Raw genomic sequence first — 17,098 nt, forward strand, 5'->3', positions numbered from 1 at the left:
GCACGTGGCCTACGACGGCCGGTCCGTGCCGTCGGCGGTGTCCTCGGGGGCCGCCTTCGCGCGGCCGGGAAGACCGGGGAACCGCAGCCGTTCGAACGTCCGTGTGAGCTGTTGCAGCGGGGCGGGCGTCCGGGCGACGGGGCGCTGCTGCGGCAGGGCGGCGGCGGGGACGTCACGGTAGGCGGCCAGCGCCTCCAGGGCCTGCTCGGCGGCCTGCTTGTACAGGTCCCGGGACTTCGTCATGGCCTCCAGCGCCTCGGCGTACATGGCCACCAGCCGCCGCTCCCGGTCCAGCTCCTCCTGATGGGTCATCAGGGTCCAGTGGTCCCTGAGGTCCGTCAGCGCCGCCACCGCGTCCTGCGGTGCGGGACGGGGCAGGGCCACGAAGTGCCGCAGCGCGGTGAGGAGTTCGGTGGGCTCGGAGCCGTCCAGGAAGACGCTGCGCACCCGGTGCGGAGTGCCGTCGTAGTCTTCGGGCGCCGGGTCGGGCGGCAGGAGTACGGCGCCGCCGCGCGGCACCTCGACGCCGAGGTCCTTCAGCGCCCAGTTGACGCCGCGCAACTGGTGGGGGGCGGCGCGGTGCTCCACGACGCGGTGCCTGAGGCCGGGCGGCAGCAGCCGGGCCAGCGGCAGCCTGCCCTGCTCGTCGGGGGTCATCGCCTCGTGCACGACCAGGTTGACGCACCAGGCCTCGCGGGCCGCGTCCCGCAGCCTGCGGCGCATCTCCTTGTCGTCCGCGGGCAGCGCGTTGACCTGCCGGAAACGCAGACCGGCGACCGTGGGGTGGTGGTCCCAGGAGCCGTCGTCGCCGGAGCCGCCCTCGGGCCAGAACAGGGTCGCGGGCGAGGGCCAGCCCTCGTCCCAGGGCCGTTCGGCTTCCGCGACCAGCTGCCACAGGTGTCCCTGCGGCTTGCCCCGCCGGGGTACGAGGGTGAGCCGGGCCCGCACGGTCACCGTGCCGCCGGCGCGCCAGCGTGCCTCGAAGATCCTGGGGGGCGCGTCGTCGTTCCCGAGGGCGTCCTCGGGAACGGGGGGCTCGGCGAAGTCGTCGATGTCCCCGCCCTCCTTGTGCCGGCGCAGGGTGCGGCGGACGACGTCTTCGGGATCGGGACCGGTGTGACGGCCGCGGGCCGCCCAGACGGACTGCGGGAGGGCGGCGCGGTCGGTGGCGGAGTTCGACATGAGCCAATCTGCTGATGGGGGCGGGTGCGCCTCCCAGTATCACCGCTCGTCGCGCGGAAACGTAGACGGCCCCACGCCCCGCGCGGCGCGCCGGGCGGGACGGTGGGTCGCGGGACCCGGCTCTCGACCGGGGCCGCGCATGCGGGCGTACGCCCCGCACACTCGGTGCGCGGGGCGGTGCGGTCGGGTGGCCCCTGCCGGGTCACCCGTGCGCGGGGCGGTCCGCGGTCGCGCTCACGCCCCGCTCTCGCGCAGCATGTCCTCCCGCTCGACGATCTTCACGCGCTCGCGGCCCTGCGGCTCGCCCAGGGCGCGCTCGGCGGCGTCGAGGCGGTACCAGCCCTCCCACGTGGTGTAGCGGACACCGCGCTCGGCGAGGAAGGCGTCCACGGCCTCCGGCGCGGGCGCGGCGGGGGTGTGCAGACGGCCGTTGGCGTGGTCGTCCAGCAGGTTGGCCACCGTCTCGTTGGCGTCGCCCTTGGTGTGACCGATGAGGCCGACGGGGCCGCGCCGGATCCAGCCGGTGACGTACGTGGACTGGAGGTGCGCCCCGCCTTCCTCGACGACCCGGCCGCCCTCGTCCGGGACGGTGCCCGAGCCGAGGTCCCAGGGCAGCTTGGGCAGCTTCTCGGAGAGGTAGCCGACCGCGCGGTAGACGGCGGTGACGTCCCAGTCCTTGAACTCGCCGGTGCCCTTGACGTTGCCGGTGCCGTCGAGGGCGGTGCGCTCGGTGCGCAGGCCCACGACCCTGCCGTCCTCGCCGAGGATCTCCGCGGGCGACTCGAAGAAGTGCAGGAACAGTTTGTGCGGACGGTCGCCGACGTCCCGGATCGCCCAGTTCTCCAGGGTCTTGGCGACCATGTCGGCCTGCTTGTTGCCGCGCCGGGTCTCGATCGAGCCGGCGTCGTAGTCGATGTCCTCGGGGTCGACGATGACCTCGATGTTGGGGGAGTGGTCCAGCTCGCGCAGCTCCATCGGGCTGAACTTCGCCTGCGCCGGGCCCCGGCGGCCGAAGACGTGGATCTCCACGGCCTTGTTGGCCTTCAGGCCGTCGTAGACGTTTTGCGGGATCTCGGTCGGCAGCAGCTCGTCCGCGGTCTTGGCGAGGACGCGGGCCACGTCCAGGGCCACGTTGCCCACGCCGAGGACCGCGACCTTCTCGGCCTCCAGCGGCCAGGTGCGCGGGACGTCCGGGTGGCCGTCGTACCAGGAGACGAAGTCGGCGGCGCCGTAGGAGCCGTCGAGGTCGATGCCGGGTATGGACAGTGCGCGGTCGGCCATGGCGCCGGTGGAGAAGACCACCGCGTCGTAGAAGGCGCGCAGGTCGTCCAGGCTGATGTCCGTCGGGTAGTCGACGTTGCCGAACAGTCGGATCTGCGGTTTGTCCAGCACCTGGTGGAGCGCGGTGACGATGCCCTTGATGCGCGGGTGGTCGGGCGCGACGCCGTAGCGGATCAGGCCGAACGGGGCGGGCATGCGCTCGAAGAGGTCGATGGACACGCCGGGGTCGGCGGCCACCTCGGACTTGAGCAGGGCGTCGGCGGCGTAGATCCCGGCGGGGCCGGCTCCGACGATGGCTACCCGCAGGGGGCGCGGCATGATCAGGTTCCCTTCGAGTGGAAAAGTCGACTCGAACCGGAAGCCTAAGCTGAGGCAGACCTAAGTAGGTACGCGGGTCCCGCCTATGACCTCATAAGGGCATCTTATGACATCCCCAGGGGTGCCTTATGGAGGCGGCTCGCCCTGCCTGATCACCCTAGGGCCCGCCTGGCCGACTCCCGGGCCGGGGGCGCGGCCTCGTGCTCCCGGTGTCCATCCCGCCGAGGCGTACGACGACCGGACCGTCGGACGTGCCCACCGCGAAGGCGCTCTCCTTCTTGGTCGCTTGGCCGCTTGGTCGCTTGGTCGCGATCGGCGGTTCGCCGGTGGAGCTGGTGCTCCACCTCGACGCCGCGGACGCCGCCGCCCGTCGTGCACGCCCGGTACCGCTCCTCACCGACATCGCCCTCCGCGGCGACGAACCCCCGCGGCGCGCCGCGCGGGTCGGCGTCACCCGCCACGCCGGTCCACACCCGCGGGAAGCCGAGGCGGCCGGCCTGGAGTCGATCTCGCGGGCGCCCGTCACCGGGCCCTGCCGCAGCGGCGCGGGCGCCGAGGCCGTCGTCGGAGCCCACCGCGCCCTGTGCCGCGTCGACCGACCGGACCCTCCGGCCCTTCGCGAGCCCGAACCGGACGGGTGGCGCGCAGGGTGAACCGGCGGTGCCGATCGTGTGTCCGCCCAGCACCGCCGGAGTCCTCGTCCCAGGCCCCGTGCTCCTTGTCGGCGGTCCGCCCGCGGTGTCCTCCCCCGCGCGACCGCCCGGTACCTCCGCGAGCGTCGGCACCAGGACCGCCGCACCGGCCCCCGGACCGCCCGCCCTGACCCGCATGGCCGTCTCCCTCCGGTTCGGCGCGGTCACCGTACCCGAGAGTGACCCCAACTCCCGCCCGGATCAGCCGGGTTGGGTCAGGGCCTCCTTCTGCAACTGCACCGCCGCGAGCAGGCTCAGCCTCGGCTCCGCCCGGCGGAGCGCCTTCGTCGCCGCGACGGAGGACGGATCCCCGGTGAACCCGACGGCGGCCAGCCGGGAACGAGTCCAGTCGGCGCGCAACGTGGCCTCCGTGGCCTGCGCGGTCGACTCGACCAGTGCGGCGGCGCGTTCCAGACCCGGGCGCTCCTCGGGCGAGGCCGCCTCCAGTGCCTGGCGCAGCGCCTCGGCCACCACATCCGCGTCCCGGATGACCGGCACGAAATTGTGCTTCCTGTGCAGACCCGTGATTCCAGCCATGTCGATCATCCTGACCGTCGGCGGACCCGCGGGCCAAGCGGCTTGAGGAAGACCAGAGGCTAGCGCGCATCCCGCCGGCAGTGCAGGAACAGATGCGGCTCCGGTACGGCGTCGGGGTGGGCCGGCGCGAACTCGGACCGCTCCTCGGCCAGTACGGTCAGCCCGGCCCGCCCGGCCAGCTCCCCGAACGCGTCCGCGTCGAAGCTCGTCACCCGCACCGGCTGCCCCATGAACAGCCCCTCGCCGCCCTCGATGTCGAGGGGCACGGTCCCCAGTACCACGAACCCGCCGGGCCGTACCGCCCGCGCCAGCCGCCCCACCACGGCCTCCTGCTCGGCCCGGTCCATCTGGAGCAGCGAGAAGTAGGCACAGGCGGCGTCGAACGCCCCTTCTTCCAGTGCGAGTTCGCGGATGTCGGCCCGGCGGAACTCGGCACCGGGCACCTGCCGCGCGGCCAACTCGACCATGACCGGGGACACGTCGACGCCGAGCACCCGGTGACCGGCGTCCGCGAGGGCCTCGGCCGTCGGCCGTCCGGTCCCGCTCCCCACGTCCAGCACCCGGCTGCCCGGCGCCAGCCGCTCCAGCAGCCACCGCAGGGACGCCCGGTGCGCCTCGTCGGAGGCGAACGCCTTCTCGTAGTCGAGACCCAGCGCGTCGAACACCACGGCCGCCGGTACCCGGCGCTCGTCCTCGGCCACCACGGCTCCTCCCGTCGTACGGCATCGACCGCGGGCATCCTCGCACCCGTCAGGCGCGCCCACAACGGCGTCGGACGGCAGGCCCGTTTGCGCGGCGCGCGCCGGACCCGGCAGGGTGCGGTCGTGCCCACTCTGCTGATCGTCCACCACACCCCGTCGCCCAACTGCCAGGCCCTGTTCGAGGCCGTCGTCTCCGGCGCCACGGCGCCCGGGATCGAGGGCGTCCGCGTCGTCCGCCGCGCGGCCCTCGCGGCCACCGCCACCGACGTCCTCGAAGCCGACGGCTATCTCCTCGGCACCCCCGCGAACCTCGGCTACATCTCCGGGGCCCTCAAACACTTCTTCGACCAGATCTACTACCCCTGCCTGGACGAGACCCGCGGCCGCCCCTTCGGCTACTACGTCCACGGGGGCAACGACGTCACCGGCGCGGTGCGCGCCCTCGACTCCATCACCACCGGCCTCGGCTGGCGCCGCGCGGCCGAACCGGTCACCGTCACGGGTGAACCCGGCCGGGCCGACACGGAGGCATGCTGGGAACTCGGCGCCACCCTCGCGGCCGGCCTCGCGCCCTGACCGGAACGGTCGTAGTACCCCGGTACCACCCCCTCTGCCCCGTTCAGCCCCCAGTACCACGGGTTCGCGGGGTTTCGGCGCCTAGCGTGGCGGATGAGACGTCAGACGTGACGGACGCAGCGGCCCGCGAAAGCCCGACGGACGCCGCGGTCCGCGAAAGAGGGAGCCCGAATGATCGAGGCACAACGACTGACCAAGAGGTACGGCGAGAAGACGGCGGTCGACGGACTGGACTTCGTCGTGAGACCCGGCACCGTCACCGGCTTCCTCGGCCCGAACGGCGCCGGGAAGTCCACGACCATGCGCATGATCGTCGGCCTCGACACCCCGACGAGCGGCTCCGTCACCGTCAACGGGAGCCGCTACGCCGGGCATCGCGCCCCGCTCCAGGAGGTCGGCGCCCTGCTGGAGGCGAGGTCCGTCCACCCCGGCCGCTCGGCCTACCAGCACCTGCGGGCGCTCGCGCTGACCCACGGCATCCCGCGCCGCCGCGTCGACGAGGTCATCGCTCTGACCGGGCTCGGCAGCGTCGCCGGTAAGCGGGCCGGCTCCTTCTCGCTCGGCATGGGCCAGCGGCTCGGCATCGCCGCGGCCCTGCTCGGCGACCCGCGCACGGTGATGCTGGACGAGCCCGTCAACGGCCTCGACCCCGAGGGCGTCCTCTGGATCCGCAACCTGCTCACCTCACTCGCCGCCGAGGGCCGGACCGTCTTCGTGTCCTCCCACCTGATGAGCGAGGTCGCCCAGGTCGCGGACCATCTGATCGTCGTGGGCCGGGGCCGGCTGCTCGCCGACACGACCGTGCGGGATCTGGTGCGCGAGGCGGGCGGTGACACCGTCAGGGTCGCCACCGGGGACCCCGGACGCCTGCGCGAGGTGCTCGCCGGACCGGGCGTGGAGATCACCGGGCGGCCCGGCTCCGAGGAACTCCAGGTGAGCGGGGTGACGGCCCGGGAGGTCGGGCTGAAGGCGGCCGAGCACGGCATCCCGCTGTTCGAGCTGAGCGCCAGGGCGGTCTCGCTGGAGTCGGCCTTCATGGAGCTGACCAGGGACGCCGTCGAGTACCACGGCACCACCACCACCGCCGCCGACCGCACCGGGAGCGCCGCATGAGCACCCTCACCCAGACCACCTCGGCCACCGGGGACACCGGCGCCGCGCCCGGCCGCCCCGCCTACCGGGTGACCGGCCGCCGCGTCCTGGCCTCCGAATGGGCCAAACTCTGGTCCCTGCGCTCCACCTGGATCACCCTCGGCCTGGGACTGCTGTTCCTCGTCGTGTTCGGCGTCATCGCCGCCTACCGGTACCAGTCCATGATCGGCTCACCCCGCATGGACAAGGACTTCGCCCGCTCCACGGCCCTCAGCCTCTCCCTCTTCGGCGCCAACTTCGCCCAACTCGCCCTCGGCGTCCTCGGCGTGCTGGTCACGGCGGGGGAGTACTCCACCGGCATGATCCGCTCCACCATGGCCGCGGTGCCGCGCCGGCTGCCCGTCCTATGGTCCAAGGCGGCGGTCTACGGGCTGGTCGCGCTGGTCGTCGGCACGGCCGGCGCCTTCGTCGCCTTCCTCGTCGGCGGGCGGATCGTCTCCGACACCTCCGCCGCCCTGACCCTCGGCCACGCGGGCGTGGTCCGCGGCCTGTTCGGCGCCGGGCTCTACCTCGGCCTCGTCGGCGTCATCGGCACGGCCCTGGGCGCCCTGCTGCGCTCGGTGGCGGGCGGCATCTCGGTCCTGGTCGCCGTCTTCATGCTCGTCCCCGGCCTCGCCTCCCTGCTGCCCAGCTCCTGGCATGACGCCATCACCCCCTACCTGCCGAGCAGCGCGGGCCAGGCCATGTACGCCCTCACGCACGACGCCACCACGCTGTCCCCCGGCGCCGGACTGCTGGTCTTCCTCGGCTGGACCGCGCTGGTCCTGGCGGGGGCGGCGTACCGGTTGCGGCGGGGGGACGTCTGACGGGGACCCCGCCGTGACCGCTCTGTCTCCCACCGCGCCCGTACCCGGGCCCGCGGTCCACGCGGAGGACCTCGGTGCCATGGGGCCGCTGGTCGCCCGGCTCGGCCGGGCCGGCCGGCGGCTGCGGCACGCCGACCGCGCCCGGCCTTGGGCGCTGGACACCGCGGTGGTGGCCGTCGTCTTCCTGCTGTTCTGTCTGCCGGACCTGTTGCACGGCGGCGTCGTGGACGCCGAGGGACCGCGCCGGTTCCGGCTCGCGTTCACCAGGCTGCCGCTCGCGGCCATGCTCGCCGTGCAGGCGGGCCTGGTGCTGCCGCTGCTGTGGCGCAGGCGCCGGCCCGCTACGGCCTTCGGCGCCGTCGCCGCCGTGTTCGCCCTCCAATGGGCCCTGGGCGCCGCCCTGCACGCGGACATCGCCCTCTTCATCGCCCTGTACAGCCTCGCCCTGCACGGCCGACCGCGCCAACTGCCCCGGGCCTGCGCGGTCATGGCGGCCGTGCTGGCCCTCGTCGCGGTGCGGGTGTCGGCCGTCGTCTCGGTGGCGGACGCGCTGTTCTTCCTGCTGAGCACGACCATCGCGGCCCTCGCGCTGGGCCTGGTGATCCGCATCCGCCGCGCCCAGCTCGCCGCGCTGCGGGACCGGGCGGCACGGCTGGAGACGGAGCGCGACCAGCGCAGCAGGCTGGCCGCCGCCTCCGAACGCGCCCGCGTGGCACGGGAGATGCACGACATCGTCGGCCACCATCTGTCCGTCGTCATCACCCTCGCCGACGCGGGCGCCTGCGCCACGGTCGCCGCCGCGGACGCCGGGCGCGGCGCGGAGGCGCTGAGGCTCATCGGCGACACCGGTCGCCAGGCACTCGGTGAACTGCGGCGCGTGCTGGGCGTGCTGCGCGACACGGACGCCCCGTCCGCCGGCCCGGAACTCAGCCCGCAGCCGGGCATCGCGGACCTCGACGCCCTGTGCCGAGGCGTGCGCGCCGCCGGGCTCGACGTCGTCTACCGGAGCGCCGGCCGCGTCGAATCCCTGGACGAGGCGGTGCAGTTGACGGTCTACCGGATCGTGCAGGAGGCCATGACGAACACCCTGAAGCACGCGGGCGCCGGTGCCCGCGTGGACCTCGCGATCGACGTCGAGGACACCCGGGTCGGCATCCGGGTCCGCGACACCGGCGACACCGCAGGGGAAGACCGGCGGCCGGACGGCCACGGCCTGTCGGGCATGCGTGAGCGCGTGGCGCTGTACGGCGGGCACGTCAGCGCGGGTCCCGCCCCCGGCGGCGGCTGGACCGTGGCGGCCACCCTCCACCTCACCCCGCGGGAGGGCGCACCATGACCACCGTGCTCATCGTGGACGACCAGCCGCTGCAACGGTACGGCTTCCGGATGCTGCTGGACTCCGTGCCCGAGACGGAGGTGGTCGGCGAGGCCGCGCAGGGCGCCGAGGCCGTGCGCAGGGCCGCCGAACTGCGCCCGGACGTCGTCCTGATGGACATTCGTATGCCCGGCATGGACGGCATCGAGGCGACCCGCCGCATCGTCGCCGCCGGAGGCCGCTCGCGCGTCCTCGTGCTGACCACCTTCGACCTGGACGAGTACGTGCACGCGGCCCTGCGTGCCGGTGCCAGCGGCTTTCTGCTGAAGGACGCCCGCCCCGACGAGCTGCTGGCCGGCATCCGTGCCGTCGCCGGCGGCGACGCGGTGATCGCCCCCGCGCTCACCCGCCGTCTCCTGGACGAGTACGCCCGCTACGGCTCCGCCCGCGCCGACGACCCCCGCGTAGAGGGGCTGACGGAGCGGGAGCGCGAGATCCTGGTCGCCATCGGCCGGGGCTGGACCAACGGGGAGATCGCCGACCGCCTCGTCCTGTCCGAGTCCACGGTCAAGACCCACGTCGGCCGGGTGCTGGCCAAGACCGGCGCCCGCGACCGCGTCCAGGCGGTGATCTTCGCGTACGACCTCGGCCTGGCCCGGCCCCAGCCGCGCTGAGGCCGGGCCCCGGGCGGGACCGTCGTACCTCTCGGGGGCCCGGGGAGTGCTCCCGGGCGTGTGGCGGTCCCGCTCCCGGGCGTGCGGCGGTCGTGCTCCCGGGCGTGCGACGGCCCCGCCCCCCGTCGTGCAGCGGTCGTGCTCCCGGGCGTGCGGCGGCGGTACACCGGGGCGTCCGACGGCCGTGTCCCAGGCATCCTTAGCCCGGACGAGTGATCCGTACCCGCCGGAAAAGCCGGGGGCGTCTCATGAGCCTCCCGCCCGGCGGGCGTTCCCCGAACGGTTCGTGCCCGGCGCCCCGACCGGCCCGCCCGGGGCCCGGACGGAGGTGCGGGGCCGGTGGCACTGGCCCACGATGGACGCGGGTCGCCTCCCACGGACGCGGTCCCAGCCGTGGTACGTCGTCGAGCCGAGGGAGCGTCGGATGCGAGCGGACGGCACCGCACCCGGGCCCGCCCCCGGCGGTCCGGACCCGGCGGATGTGCTGCGCGGCTGCGCGCGGGACGTGCTGGAGGTCGCCGAGGGCATCCGCGCGGTGTCCGAACGCACCGCCACCACCCTGTTCGCCCCGGAACTGACCGCCGCGGTCCGCCGCCGTCCCCGCACCGGCCTCGCCGGGCGCTGGGCGGTGCTGCGGGCCCTCGCCGCGAGGCAGGGCCTCGGCGGCCTCGCGGACCCGGCTCCCCGGAGCGGCGTCGCCCGGGTGCTCGGCCTCGCCGGCCGGGCGCGCGGCGGGGAGAGCCTGGCCGCGCTGGTGGCCCTCACCTCCCTGCGCCTGCGCGTCGCCGCCGTCCTCGCCGACCACCCCGAACTCTCGCGCGCCCCCGGCATGCGCCTGCTGACCCGGGCCGTCACCGCCGACCGCGACCAGGACGCCGTACGGGCCCTGCGCGCCCTGCTCCGGGACCGTACGGCCCAGCGCGCCCTGTCCGGGCTCGCGCCGCTGATATCCGAACTCCTCGCAGTCCGTGCCCTCTCGGACGGCCGGCCGGAGGGCGGCGGAGCCCCCGAGGGCGGCGCCGAGGCCGTCGAACTCGCCGACCAGCGGCGGCGGATCATCGCCACCGAGGGCTCCGTCCTCGGCTTCCTGCGCAACATCGAGGTCCTGTCCACCGACGGGCGGATCCTCGTCCAGAATGTGCGCGGCCCCGACGGCGTCGTCCGCTACGTGGTCCAGGCGCCGGGCACGGCCCCCGGCCGCCCCCGCGACGACGCCCCGCAGGACCTCGTGGGCGCCTGGCGCGACCTGTGCGCCACGGACTCCCCGTACACCCGCTCCCTCGTGCGCGCGCTGGCCGTCCACGGCGTCCCGCGCGGCGCCGAACTCGCCCTGATCGGCCACAGCGAGGGCGGCAACGCCGTCCTGAACCTCGCCCAGGACGAGGACTTCTGCCGTACCTACCGCGTCACCCACGCCCTCGCCGTGGGTTCCCCCGCCGGCGACCGCGAACCCGCCGACCCCCGCACCTGGATCGCCACCGTCACCAACCAGTACGACCTGGTGGCCGCCCCGGACGGCCTGCCCGCGGACCCCGCGGCGCCCGGCGACCCGGCCACCCGGTACCGCGTCGAATACGCCGGTCCCACCCGCGAGTTCCCCCTGTGCCACCGCCTGCACGAGTACATCGAGCACCTCAGGACCCTTCTCCCCGACGCCCGCGCGGACCTGGACGAGGCGTTGACCCCCTATCGCGGCCCGGTCGTGCGCACCCAGGCCTACCAGCTCAAGGACCACGCCCACCCGCCCGCGGGCCACCCCTTCCTCACCCTCGCCACCGCACCCGTACGCACCACGGTGGGCCCGGTCGACGTGCCGGTGCGGTACTACGACTCCGCCGCCGCTCACCTCTGCTTCCCCGTCGACCCGGCCGCCGCCCGGAGCCTGCTGCCCGACGCGGACTGGCTGACCCCGAGCCGGCTCGGCCCCCGCGCCCTCGCGGTCCTCTCCGTGCACGAGCACCGGTGCACCACCATCGGCCCCTACACCGAGATCGCGCTGTCCGTCCTGGTGGACGACCTGTGGCGGCCGCGCCCGTACGACGCCGTCACCGATCTGCTGCGCCGCGTCGACCTGCGCCGCACCGGCCGGTACGTCCTCTCGCTCGCCGTCACCACCGAGGCCGCCCGCGCGGTCGCGCGGGAGGTCTGGGGGCAGCCGGTGCTGCGCATGCGCGCCGAGGCCGACCTGACGGGCAGGGGGATCCGGGCCCGCTCGGAAGACCTCGGGCTCCTGGTCGAGGGGCGCCTCGGACCGGGCGTGCGCTGCCCCGACGCGGACCGGGCCCTGTACGGCCGGCGGGGCACCGGTACGGTGCGCACCCTGGTCCGGGCCCACGGAAGGCTCCGGCTGCACCCGGGCGCGGGCGTCCGGGTGCGGCTCGACACCGGGGCGGCCGAGCCCCTCGCCGGGCAACTGCGCCGGCTCGGCATCGACGCGGCGCGGCCCCTGTTCGTGCTGGCGTGCCCGCAGTTCATGGCGCACCGCGGCGGCGGTGCCGTACTGGCGCGATGACGTCACTCACGCTTCGGCCGAGTCGGGAGTCCCCATGGTGATCGAGTGCGAGTCCTCTCGGGCGGGCGCCGCCCAGGCCGACGAACTCCTGGTCCACGTCGGACGGTTGCGGGCCGACGCGGACCTCATGGACGGCTACGCCCGGCGGCTGCGCGCCATCGCCGCCACGCTCGGGACCTGCTCGACGGCGCCCGAAGGGAGCCGTCCCGCCCTGGAGCGCCAGGCGGCCGCGTGCGCCTCGGCGGCGACCCGACTGCGCGCCGCCGCCGAGGCGTTGCTCGCCCACGCGCGTGCCGACCGGCCGACGTGGGGCGCGATGTCGGTGGCGTAGTGGCGCGCGGCGCTCAGTCGGGCTGTTCCTCGGAGCCGGGCTTCGGGCGGGCGCGGGTCCAGGAGGGGTCGACGACCGGGAGGGGGAGGGGGCGGGGCAGCGGGACCGGGTGGGGAGTGCGGGGAGTGGTGTGGCGCATGGGAATCCTTCGGACTGTCGGGGTTGGTCCGGAACGGTGGGTCGTAAGGGGTTGGGACGAGGAGCGGGGGGTGAGGAGCCGGGGGTTGGGAGCGGGTGGGGGTCAAAGGGCTTCAGGCGGACGGCAGTTCCGCCCAGACCACACGGACCGGCCGGTCGGACGGGAGGTCCACACCCCAGCCGAGGCTCAGCGCCTCCACCAGGAGCAGCCCGCGCCCGTGCTGGTCCTCGGGTCCGGGGCGGCACGGCGCCGGGAGCGCGGCGGCGCCCGTCTCCCCGGCGATCTCGTCCGCCACCTCGATCCGTATCCGTGCGGCCGTGCGGTGCAGCCGGCAGCCGATCCGGGTGCCGCCCGCGTGCACCAGCGCGTTGGTGACCAGCTCGGAGGTCACCAGGGCCGCGTCGTCCTGCGCCCCCCGCGGCACGCCCCAGACGGCCAGCAGGTCCCGTACGACCCGACGGGCCACGCCGACGGACAGGGAGCGGGCCGGCAGATCGAAGGCGGCGGCCGACGGCGTGAGCCGGGCCTCTGGGGTCAGCCGCTCCGTCTTCTCGCGGAACGCGCCGTTCCCGAGCGGCGCACCGCCCCCGCGCGGGGCCCCTTTCGTGCGCGGCGCGCCGTGCTCCGAGCCCGGACCGTCCGTGAGCGGCGACCGGTCCGTCCTGGCGTCCTGGGGCGGGCGGTGCAGTGGTCGGGGGAGGAAGGGCGGAGCCATCGCCGTGCGCCTTTCGTCCGGCCTCGCATGGGATGCGTGTGGCCGTGCGTGGTGGGGGGTGTCGGTCGGCCGACCGCGCGCAGCAGACGACACACCGCCCCGGGCGGGGCCGTGCCGCGGGCCGGTCCCCCGACCGGCCACGCCGCCTGCTCCTCGGTCGGCCGGAGCAGTCGCCCCACTTTCCCACCTGCCAACAACCGCTCGCAACCTGCGAGTTGAAAATGGCAGTCGTTCGTGTGCATGCTGCCTGCGTGGGGTACGCACGCACGCGCGTGCCCGGAGCGACGGTGTGCGCGGGTGACCCTGAGGCATGCTCCCGGGGGTGGGGATGAGCACGGAGACCGACTGGGGAGGCGCCCCTTCCGTGCTGCGCATGATCCTCGGCCGGCGGCTGGAGGAACTGCGGGTCCGGGCCGGACTCGGATACGCCGAGGCGGGCGCCGCCATCGGCGTCAGCCACTCCACGATCCGCCGCATGGAGGCCGCCAAGGTGGCCCGGCTGCGCCTCACGGACGCCGAGAAACTGCTCCAGGTCTACGGCATGACCGACCGGCACGAGATCGACACCTTCCTGCGCTCCGTGCGCGAGGCCAACGAGCGCGGCTGGTGGCACGGTTACCGCGACGTCATGCCCGGCTGGTGCGCCGCCTACCTCGGCCTGGAGCAGGCCGCCGACCGCATCCGCGGCTACGGGAACCAGTGCGTGCCCGGCCTGCTGCAGACCGAGGACTACGCCCGCGCCCTCATCCGCGCGACCGACCCGAACGCCTCCGCCGAGACGACCGAGCGCCGGGTCGCCCTGCGTATGCGGCGGCAGCGGCTCCTGACCGGGACCGAGCCGCCGCGGGTGTGGGTGGTGATGGACGAGACCGTGCTGCGCCGGCCCGTCGGCGGCCCTGGAGTGATGCGGGCGCAGATCGACCACCTGGTCGAGATCGGCCGGCTGCCCCAGGTGACGGTCCAGCTCATGCCGTTCGCCCACGGCCCGCACCCCGCGATGGCCGCGGCCGCCTACCACCTCTTCCGGTTCCGGGCCCGCGAACTGCCCGACCTCGTCTACGTCGACGGCCTGCTCGGCCCCGGATACCTCGACCGGCCGGAGGACGTCGAGGCGTACCGCGAGGCCCTGGACCGGCTCGCCGCCCAGGCCGCGCCCGCCGCGCGGACCGAGACACTGCTCGGCACGATCCGCGAGGAGCTGTGACACCCGGCCTCCCGGGTACCGTGGACCCGGTGTACGCCACCCGAGTCGTCCGCCATGTGCACGCGACCCCACGGGCCGTCTACCGGGCCCTGACCGACCCCGCGGCCCTCGCGCTCTGGCGGGTTCCGGACGGGATGACCGCGCGGGTGCACGTGTTCGAGCCACGGGAGGGCGGCGCCTTCCGGGTCTCCCTCGACTACGACTCGGGCGGCGCCGGCAAGTCGGGCGGACACAGCGACACCTACCGCGGCCACTTCGCCCGGCTCGTCCCGGACGTCCTGGTCGTGGAAGTGTCGGCGTTCGAGACGGACGACGACGCCCTCGGCGCCACGATGACCCTGACGACGACGCTCACCCCGGCCGGTGACGGCACGGACGTGGAGATCCTGCACGAGGGCGTCCCCGACGCCGTGCCCCCCGCGGACAACGAGCGGGGCACCCGCATGGCCCTCGACCGGCTCGCCCGGCTGCTGGAGGAACGGTAGAACCGGGTACATGACCGGATCGGCTCGATGCCGAGGCCGGAAATCGGCGCAACCATTTCCGTTCCGCCGTATGCCCGGAATGAACCGTAAACCACCGGAACCACCCTCGCCGAAACATGGTCTTACCAGCCGTCAACGGTCGGGACCGGCCCGTCCGTCAGGAAACCGGGGGAACGAGACACATGTCCGTCCGCAACCGCACGACCCTGTTCACCGCCGTCGCCCTCGCCGCCGGCCTCAGCCTGGCCGCGGTCACGCCCGCCCTCGCCCGACCCGCCACCGGTCACGCCGCCGTCGTCTCCCGGGGCGACGCGCGCGACGTCACCCAGCACGTCGCCGACTTCTACGGCGCCTACATCGACGCCGCCTGGGCCGTCGACGACAAGGCCGCGGGCGCCGAGGCCAAGGCCCTGCGTGCCTTCTACCTGAGCCCGGCCGCCCAGAAGAAGGTCGCCGCCTACGAGGCCGAGGAACACGCCGACGGCATCCTCTTCGCCCAGAACGTGCCGGTGCGGTGGCACGTGGCCTACGCCGGTTCGGGCGCCGGCCACGCCACCAGCCGGGTGACGCTGACCTGGAGCGACGGCCCGCACGCCGAGGTCACCCGGATCGACGTCCAGTCCGACCTGCGGACCCTGAAGATCACCGACCTCAAGCCGGCCGACTGACCGGACCGGCACCGCCGTACGGCCCCGCTCCACCCGGAGCGGGCTACGGCCCCTCGGCGCCCGCCACGTCCTGGCGCACGGCCGCCCGCCCATGACCGTGGCCGCGGCCGTGGAGACGGTGCCGGTCGACCGGCGCGCGGTGCAGCGCGATCAGCGCGGCGTCGTCGCCGAGGCGGCCCCCCGCATGGGCGAGCAGATCGCGCCGCAGATGGTGCATCAGCGCCTCGGGACTGTCGTCGGTCCACCGCGCCACCCGCTCCGCCAGCGGATAGAACCGGCCCCGCGTGTCCCGCGCCTCCACCACCCCGTCGGTGTAGAGCAGGAGCGTGTCGCCCGGCTCGAAGGAGAAGACGTCCAGCGTGTGCTCCACGTTCGCCGGGACGACGGGCACGCCGAGCGGCGGCGAGGGGTGCAGGCTCGGCATCGTCACCACGTGCCCCGGGCTCAGCAGCAGCGGCGGCGGATGCCCGCAACTGGTCATCCGGGTGGTCTGGTCCCGGTCGGGGATCTCCACCAGCAGCGCGGTGGCGAACCGCTCACCCGCCTCCTCCTCCGGCTCCATGTCGGCCGTGTACCGGGCGACGCTCTGCTCCAGCGTGGTGACCAGGTCGTCCAGCCCGTGGTGCCGGTGGGAGCCCTCCCGGAACGCGCCGAGCAGCAGCGCGGCCTCGCCGATGGCGGGCAGCCCCTTGCCGCGGACGTCCCCGATCAGCACCCGTACAGCGTCGTCGCAGCGGGTCGCCGCGTACAGGTCGCCGCCGATCTGCGCCTCGTCCTCGGCGGCCAGGTACAGCGAGGCGATCCGCAGCGGGCCGATCTGCTCGGGCAGCGGCCACATCAACACGTGCTGCGCGGCCTCCGCGACCGTGCGTACCTGGGCCAGCTGGGCCTGCCGCCGCTCGCGCAGGGCGCTGTAGAGCACCACCAGGACCGAGAGCACCGCGAGGGTGATGATCTGCACGATGTGGTTCGAGGTGCCGATCCCGCCATGGGTGACGGCGATGATGATCTGCGCGAGCGTGGCCAGCGCGCCGACGGCGGCCGTGGTCCGGGGACCGGCGAAGGACGGGGTCAGCGCGGGCGCGATCACCAGGGCCGGACCGAGGTGGATGCTGGTCGGTGCCTTCATGTCCACCGCCGTGATCACCACGATGAGGACGATCGGCAGCAGCAGCAACGCGTTCGACGACTGCCAGAACCGCCGGCGCCCCGCCGTCCCGAGCCGCAATCTCATGCCTACCAGCGTGCTCCCGGCGGGGTCGACCGGCCACTTACGCCTGCGGCGCGTCGGCCGGGGTGGAGGGCGGCGTGTCCGAGCGCTGAGGGAGTGGTGTCCGGGGTCTGGGGTGGGTCGTCCGAGTCCGGGGGAGGCGTGGTGTCCGGGGTTTGGGGTGGGTCGTTCGAGTCCGGGGGAGGCGTGGTGTCCGGGGTCTGTGGTGGGTCGTTCGAGTCCGGGGAGGCGTGGTCTCCGGGGCCTTCGGTGGATGCGCTCGGGCCTGGTGGGGTGCCGGTCGCCTGGGACCTTTCGCCAAGCCCTCAGGAGAGCCTCCGGGGCTCGGGGCAACGTGTTCCGGCTCGTGGGGCGTCCGACTCCCCGGGCGCATCGGGTTCCTCGGGAGTGCACGGGGCTTGGGAGGTGAGCCGTCCGGCACTCTTGGGAGACCGCGGTCCGAGCACTCCGGGGCGCCCTCCGAGCCCGCGCCCCGAGCGTGGTGGGTCTTCCGGCTCGGAGGTGCCCGTCCCTTGTGGCGGCGCGGTGTCCAAGGGGCCGTCGCGCGCCCACCGCACCGCCGTGTCGCCCCGGTCGCGC

General features: G+C 74.6%; 18 protein-coding genes. 10 read left to right on the forward strand and 8 right to left on the reverse strand.

Features of this window, described 5'->3' with window-relative positions; translation table 11 throughout:
* Nucleotides 1-9: 9 nt before the first annotated feature.
* From QSK45_RS27990 to QSK45_RS28010, 5 genes are all read right to left on the reverse strand, one after another.
* Nucleotides 10-1,182 (reverse strand): DEAD/DEAH box helicase, encoded by a 1,173-nt coding sequence (locus QSK45_RS27990; RefSeq protein WP_285561670.1) that lies wholly within the window; start codon nt 1,180-1,182, stop codon nt 10-12.
* Between the two features lie 234 nt (nt 1,183-1,416).
* On the reverse strand, nt 1,417-2,781 hold the full coding sequence (locus QSK45_RS27995; RefSeq protein WP_285561671.1) for an FAD-dependent oxidoreductase: 1,365 nt from the start codon (nt 2,779-2,781) through the stop codon (nt 1,417-1,419).
* Nucleotides 2,782-2,933: 152 nt separating this feature from the next.
* Nucleotides 2,934-3,611: a lipoprotein gene (locus tag QSK45_RS38630; RefSeq protein ID WP_490993626.1), complete on the reverse strand. Its 678-nt coding sequence runs from the start codon at nt 3,609-3,611 to the stop codon at nt 2,934-2,936.
* A gap of 63 nt (nt 3,612-3,674) precedes the next feature.
* Nucleotides 3,675-4,010, reverse strand: a complete 336-nt coding sequence (locus tag QSK45_RS28005) for a hypothetical protein (protein ID WP_285561673.1) — start codon at nt 4,008-4,010, stop codon at nt 3,675-3,677.
* A 59-nt stretch (nt 4,011-4,069) separates the two neighbouring features.
* Nucleotides 4,070-4,714, reverse strand: a complete 645-nt coding sequence (locus tag QSK45_RS28010; RefSeq protein ID WP_395484669.1) for a class I SAM-dependent methyltransferase — start codon at nt 4,712-4,714, stop codon at nt 4,070-4,072.
* A gap of 120 nt (nt 4,715-4,834) precedes the next feature.
* Here QSK45_RS28010 and QSK45_RS28015 point away from each other — a divergent pair, with 120 nt between their 5' ends.
* The 7 genes from QSK45_RS28015 to QSK45_RS28045 all read left to right on the forward strand — a co-directional run bounded on the left by QSK45_RS28015 (nt 4,835) and on the right by QSK45_RS28045 (nt 12,077).
* Nucleotides 4,835-5,287: a flavodoxin family protein gene (locus QSK45_RS28015; RefSeq protein ID WP_285561675.1), complete on the forward strand. Its 453-nt coding sequence runs from the start codon at nt 4,835-4,837 to the stop codon at nt 5,285-5,287.
* Between the two features lie 171 nt (nt 5,288-5,458).
* Nucleotides 5,459-6,400: an ABC transporter ATP-binding protein gene (locus QSK45_RS28020; RefSeq protein WP_285561676.1), complete on the forward strand. Its 942-nt coding sequence runs from the start codon at nt 5,459-5,461 to the stop codon at nt 6,398-6,400.
* Nucleotides 6,397-7,245: an ABC transporter permease gene (locus QSK45_RS28025; RefSeq protein ID WP_285561677.1), complete on the forward strand. Its 849-nt coding sequence runs from the start codon at nt 6,397-6,399 to the stop codon at nt 7,243-7,245. The genes QSK45_RS28020 and QSK45_RS28025 overlap by 4 nt, the downstream gene beginning before the upstream one ends.
* A gap of 79 nt (nt 7,246-7,324) precedes the next feature.
* Complete coding sequence (locus QSK45_RS28030) at nt 7,325-8,581, forward strand: sensor histidine kinase (RefSeq protein ID WP_285561731.1); 1,257 nt, start codon at nt 7,325-7,327, stop codon at nt 8,579-8,581.
* A complete protein-coding gene (locus tag QSK45_RS28035; protein ID WP_285561678.1) occupies nt 8,578-9,234 on the forward strand; it encodes a response regulator in 657 nt (218 codons plus the stop codon). Before QSK45_RS28030 ends, QSK45_RS28035 begins: the two co-directional genes overlap by 4 nt.
* 424 nt (nt 9,235-9,658) lie before the next feature.
* On the forward strand, nt 9,659-11,746 hold the full coding sequence (locus QSK45_RS28040; RefSeq protein ID WP_285561679.1) for an acetoacetate decarboxylase family protein: 2,088 nt from the start codon (nt 9,659-9,661) through the stop codon (nt 11,744-11,746).
* A 34-nt stretch (nt 11,747-11,780) separates the two neighbouring features.
* Nucleotides 11,781-12,077, forward strand: a complete 297-nt coding sequence (locus QSK45_RS28045; RefSeq protein ID WP_285561680.1) for a hypothetical protein — start codon at nt 11,781-11,783, stop codon at nt 12,075-12,077.
* Nucleotides 12,078-12,090: 13 nt separating this feature from the next.
* On the opposite strand, the gene QSK45_RS28050 is transcribed toward QSK45_RS28045, so the two are convergent.
* Nucleotides 12,091-12,216 carry a hypothetical protein gene (locus tag QSK45_RS28050; RefSeq protein ID WP_285561681.1) on the reverse strand — a complete coding sequence of 42 codons (126 nt, stop codon included), beginning with the start codon at nt 12,214-12,216 and terminating at the stop codon, nt 12,091-12,093.
* A 112-nt stretch (nt 12,217-12,328) separates the two neighbouring features.
* Nucleotides 12,329-12,931 carry an ATP-binding protein gene (locus QSK45_RS28055; RefSeq protein WP_285561682.1) on the reverse strand — a complete coding sequence of 201 codons (603 nt, stop codon included), beginning with the start codon at nt 12,929-12,931 and terminating at the stop codon, nt 12,329-12,331.
* A 328-nt stretch (nt 12,932-13,259) separates the two neighbouring features.
* Here QSK45_RS28055 and QSK45_RS28060 point away from each other — a divergent pair, with 328 nt between their 5' ends.
* From QSK45_RS28060 to QSK45_RS28070, 3 genes are all read left to right on the forward strand, one after another.
* Entirely contained in the window at nt 13,260-14,135 is an 876-nt protein-coding gene (locus tag QSK45_RS28060; protein WP_285561683.1) for a Sco1979 family transcriptional regulator, read from the forward strand.
* A gap of 29 nt (nt 14,136-14,164) precedes the next feature.
* A complete protein-coding gene (locus QSK45_RS28065; protein WP_285561684.1) occupies nt 14,165-14,620 on the forward strand; it encodes an SRPBCC domain-containing protein in 456 nt (151 codons plus the stop codon).
* Nucleotides 14,621-14,802: 182 nt separating this feature from the next.
* On the forward strand, nt 14,803-15,288 hold the full coding sequence (locus QSK45_RS28070; RefSeq protein ID WP_285561685.1) for a hypothetical protein: 486 nt from the start codon (nt 14,803-14,805) through the stop codon (nt 15,286-15,288).
* Nucleotides 15,289-15,331: 43 nt separating this feature from the next.
* On the opposite strand, the gene QSK45_RS28075 is transcribed toward QSK45_RS28070, so the two are convergent.
* Entirely contained in the window at nt 15,332-16,522 is a 1,191-nt protein-coding gene (locus QSK45_RS28075; RefSeq protein WP_285561686.1) for a PP2C family protein-serine/threonine phosphatase, read from the reverse strand.
* Nucleotides 16,523-17,098 lie beyond the last annotated feature (576 nt).

It is taken from the genome of Streptomyces hygroscopicus subsp. hygroscopicus (assembly GCF_030269125.1).
Lineage (GTDB): Bacteria > Actinomycetota > Actinomycetes > Streptomycetales > Streptomycetaceae > Streptomyces > Streptomyces hygroscopicus_C.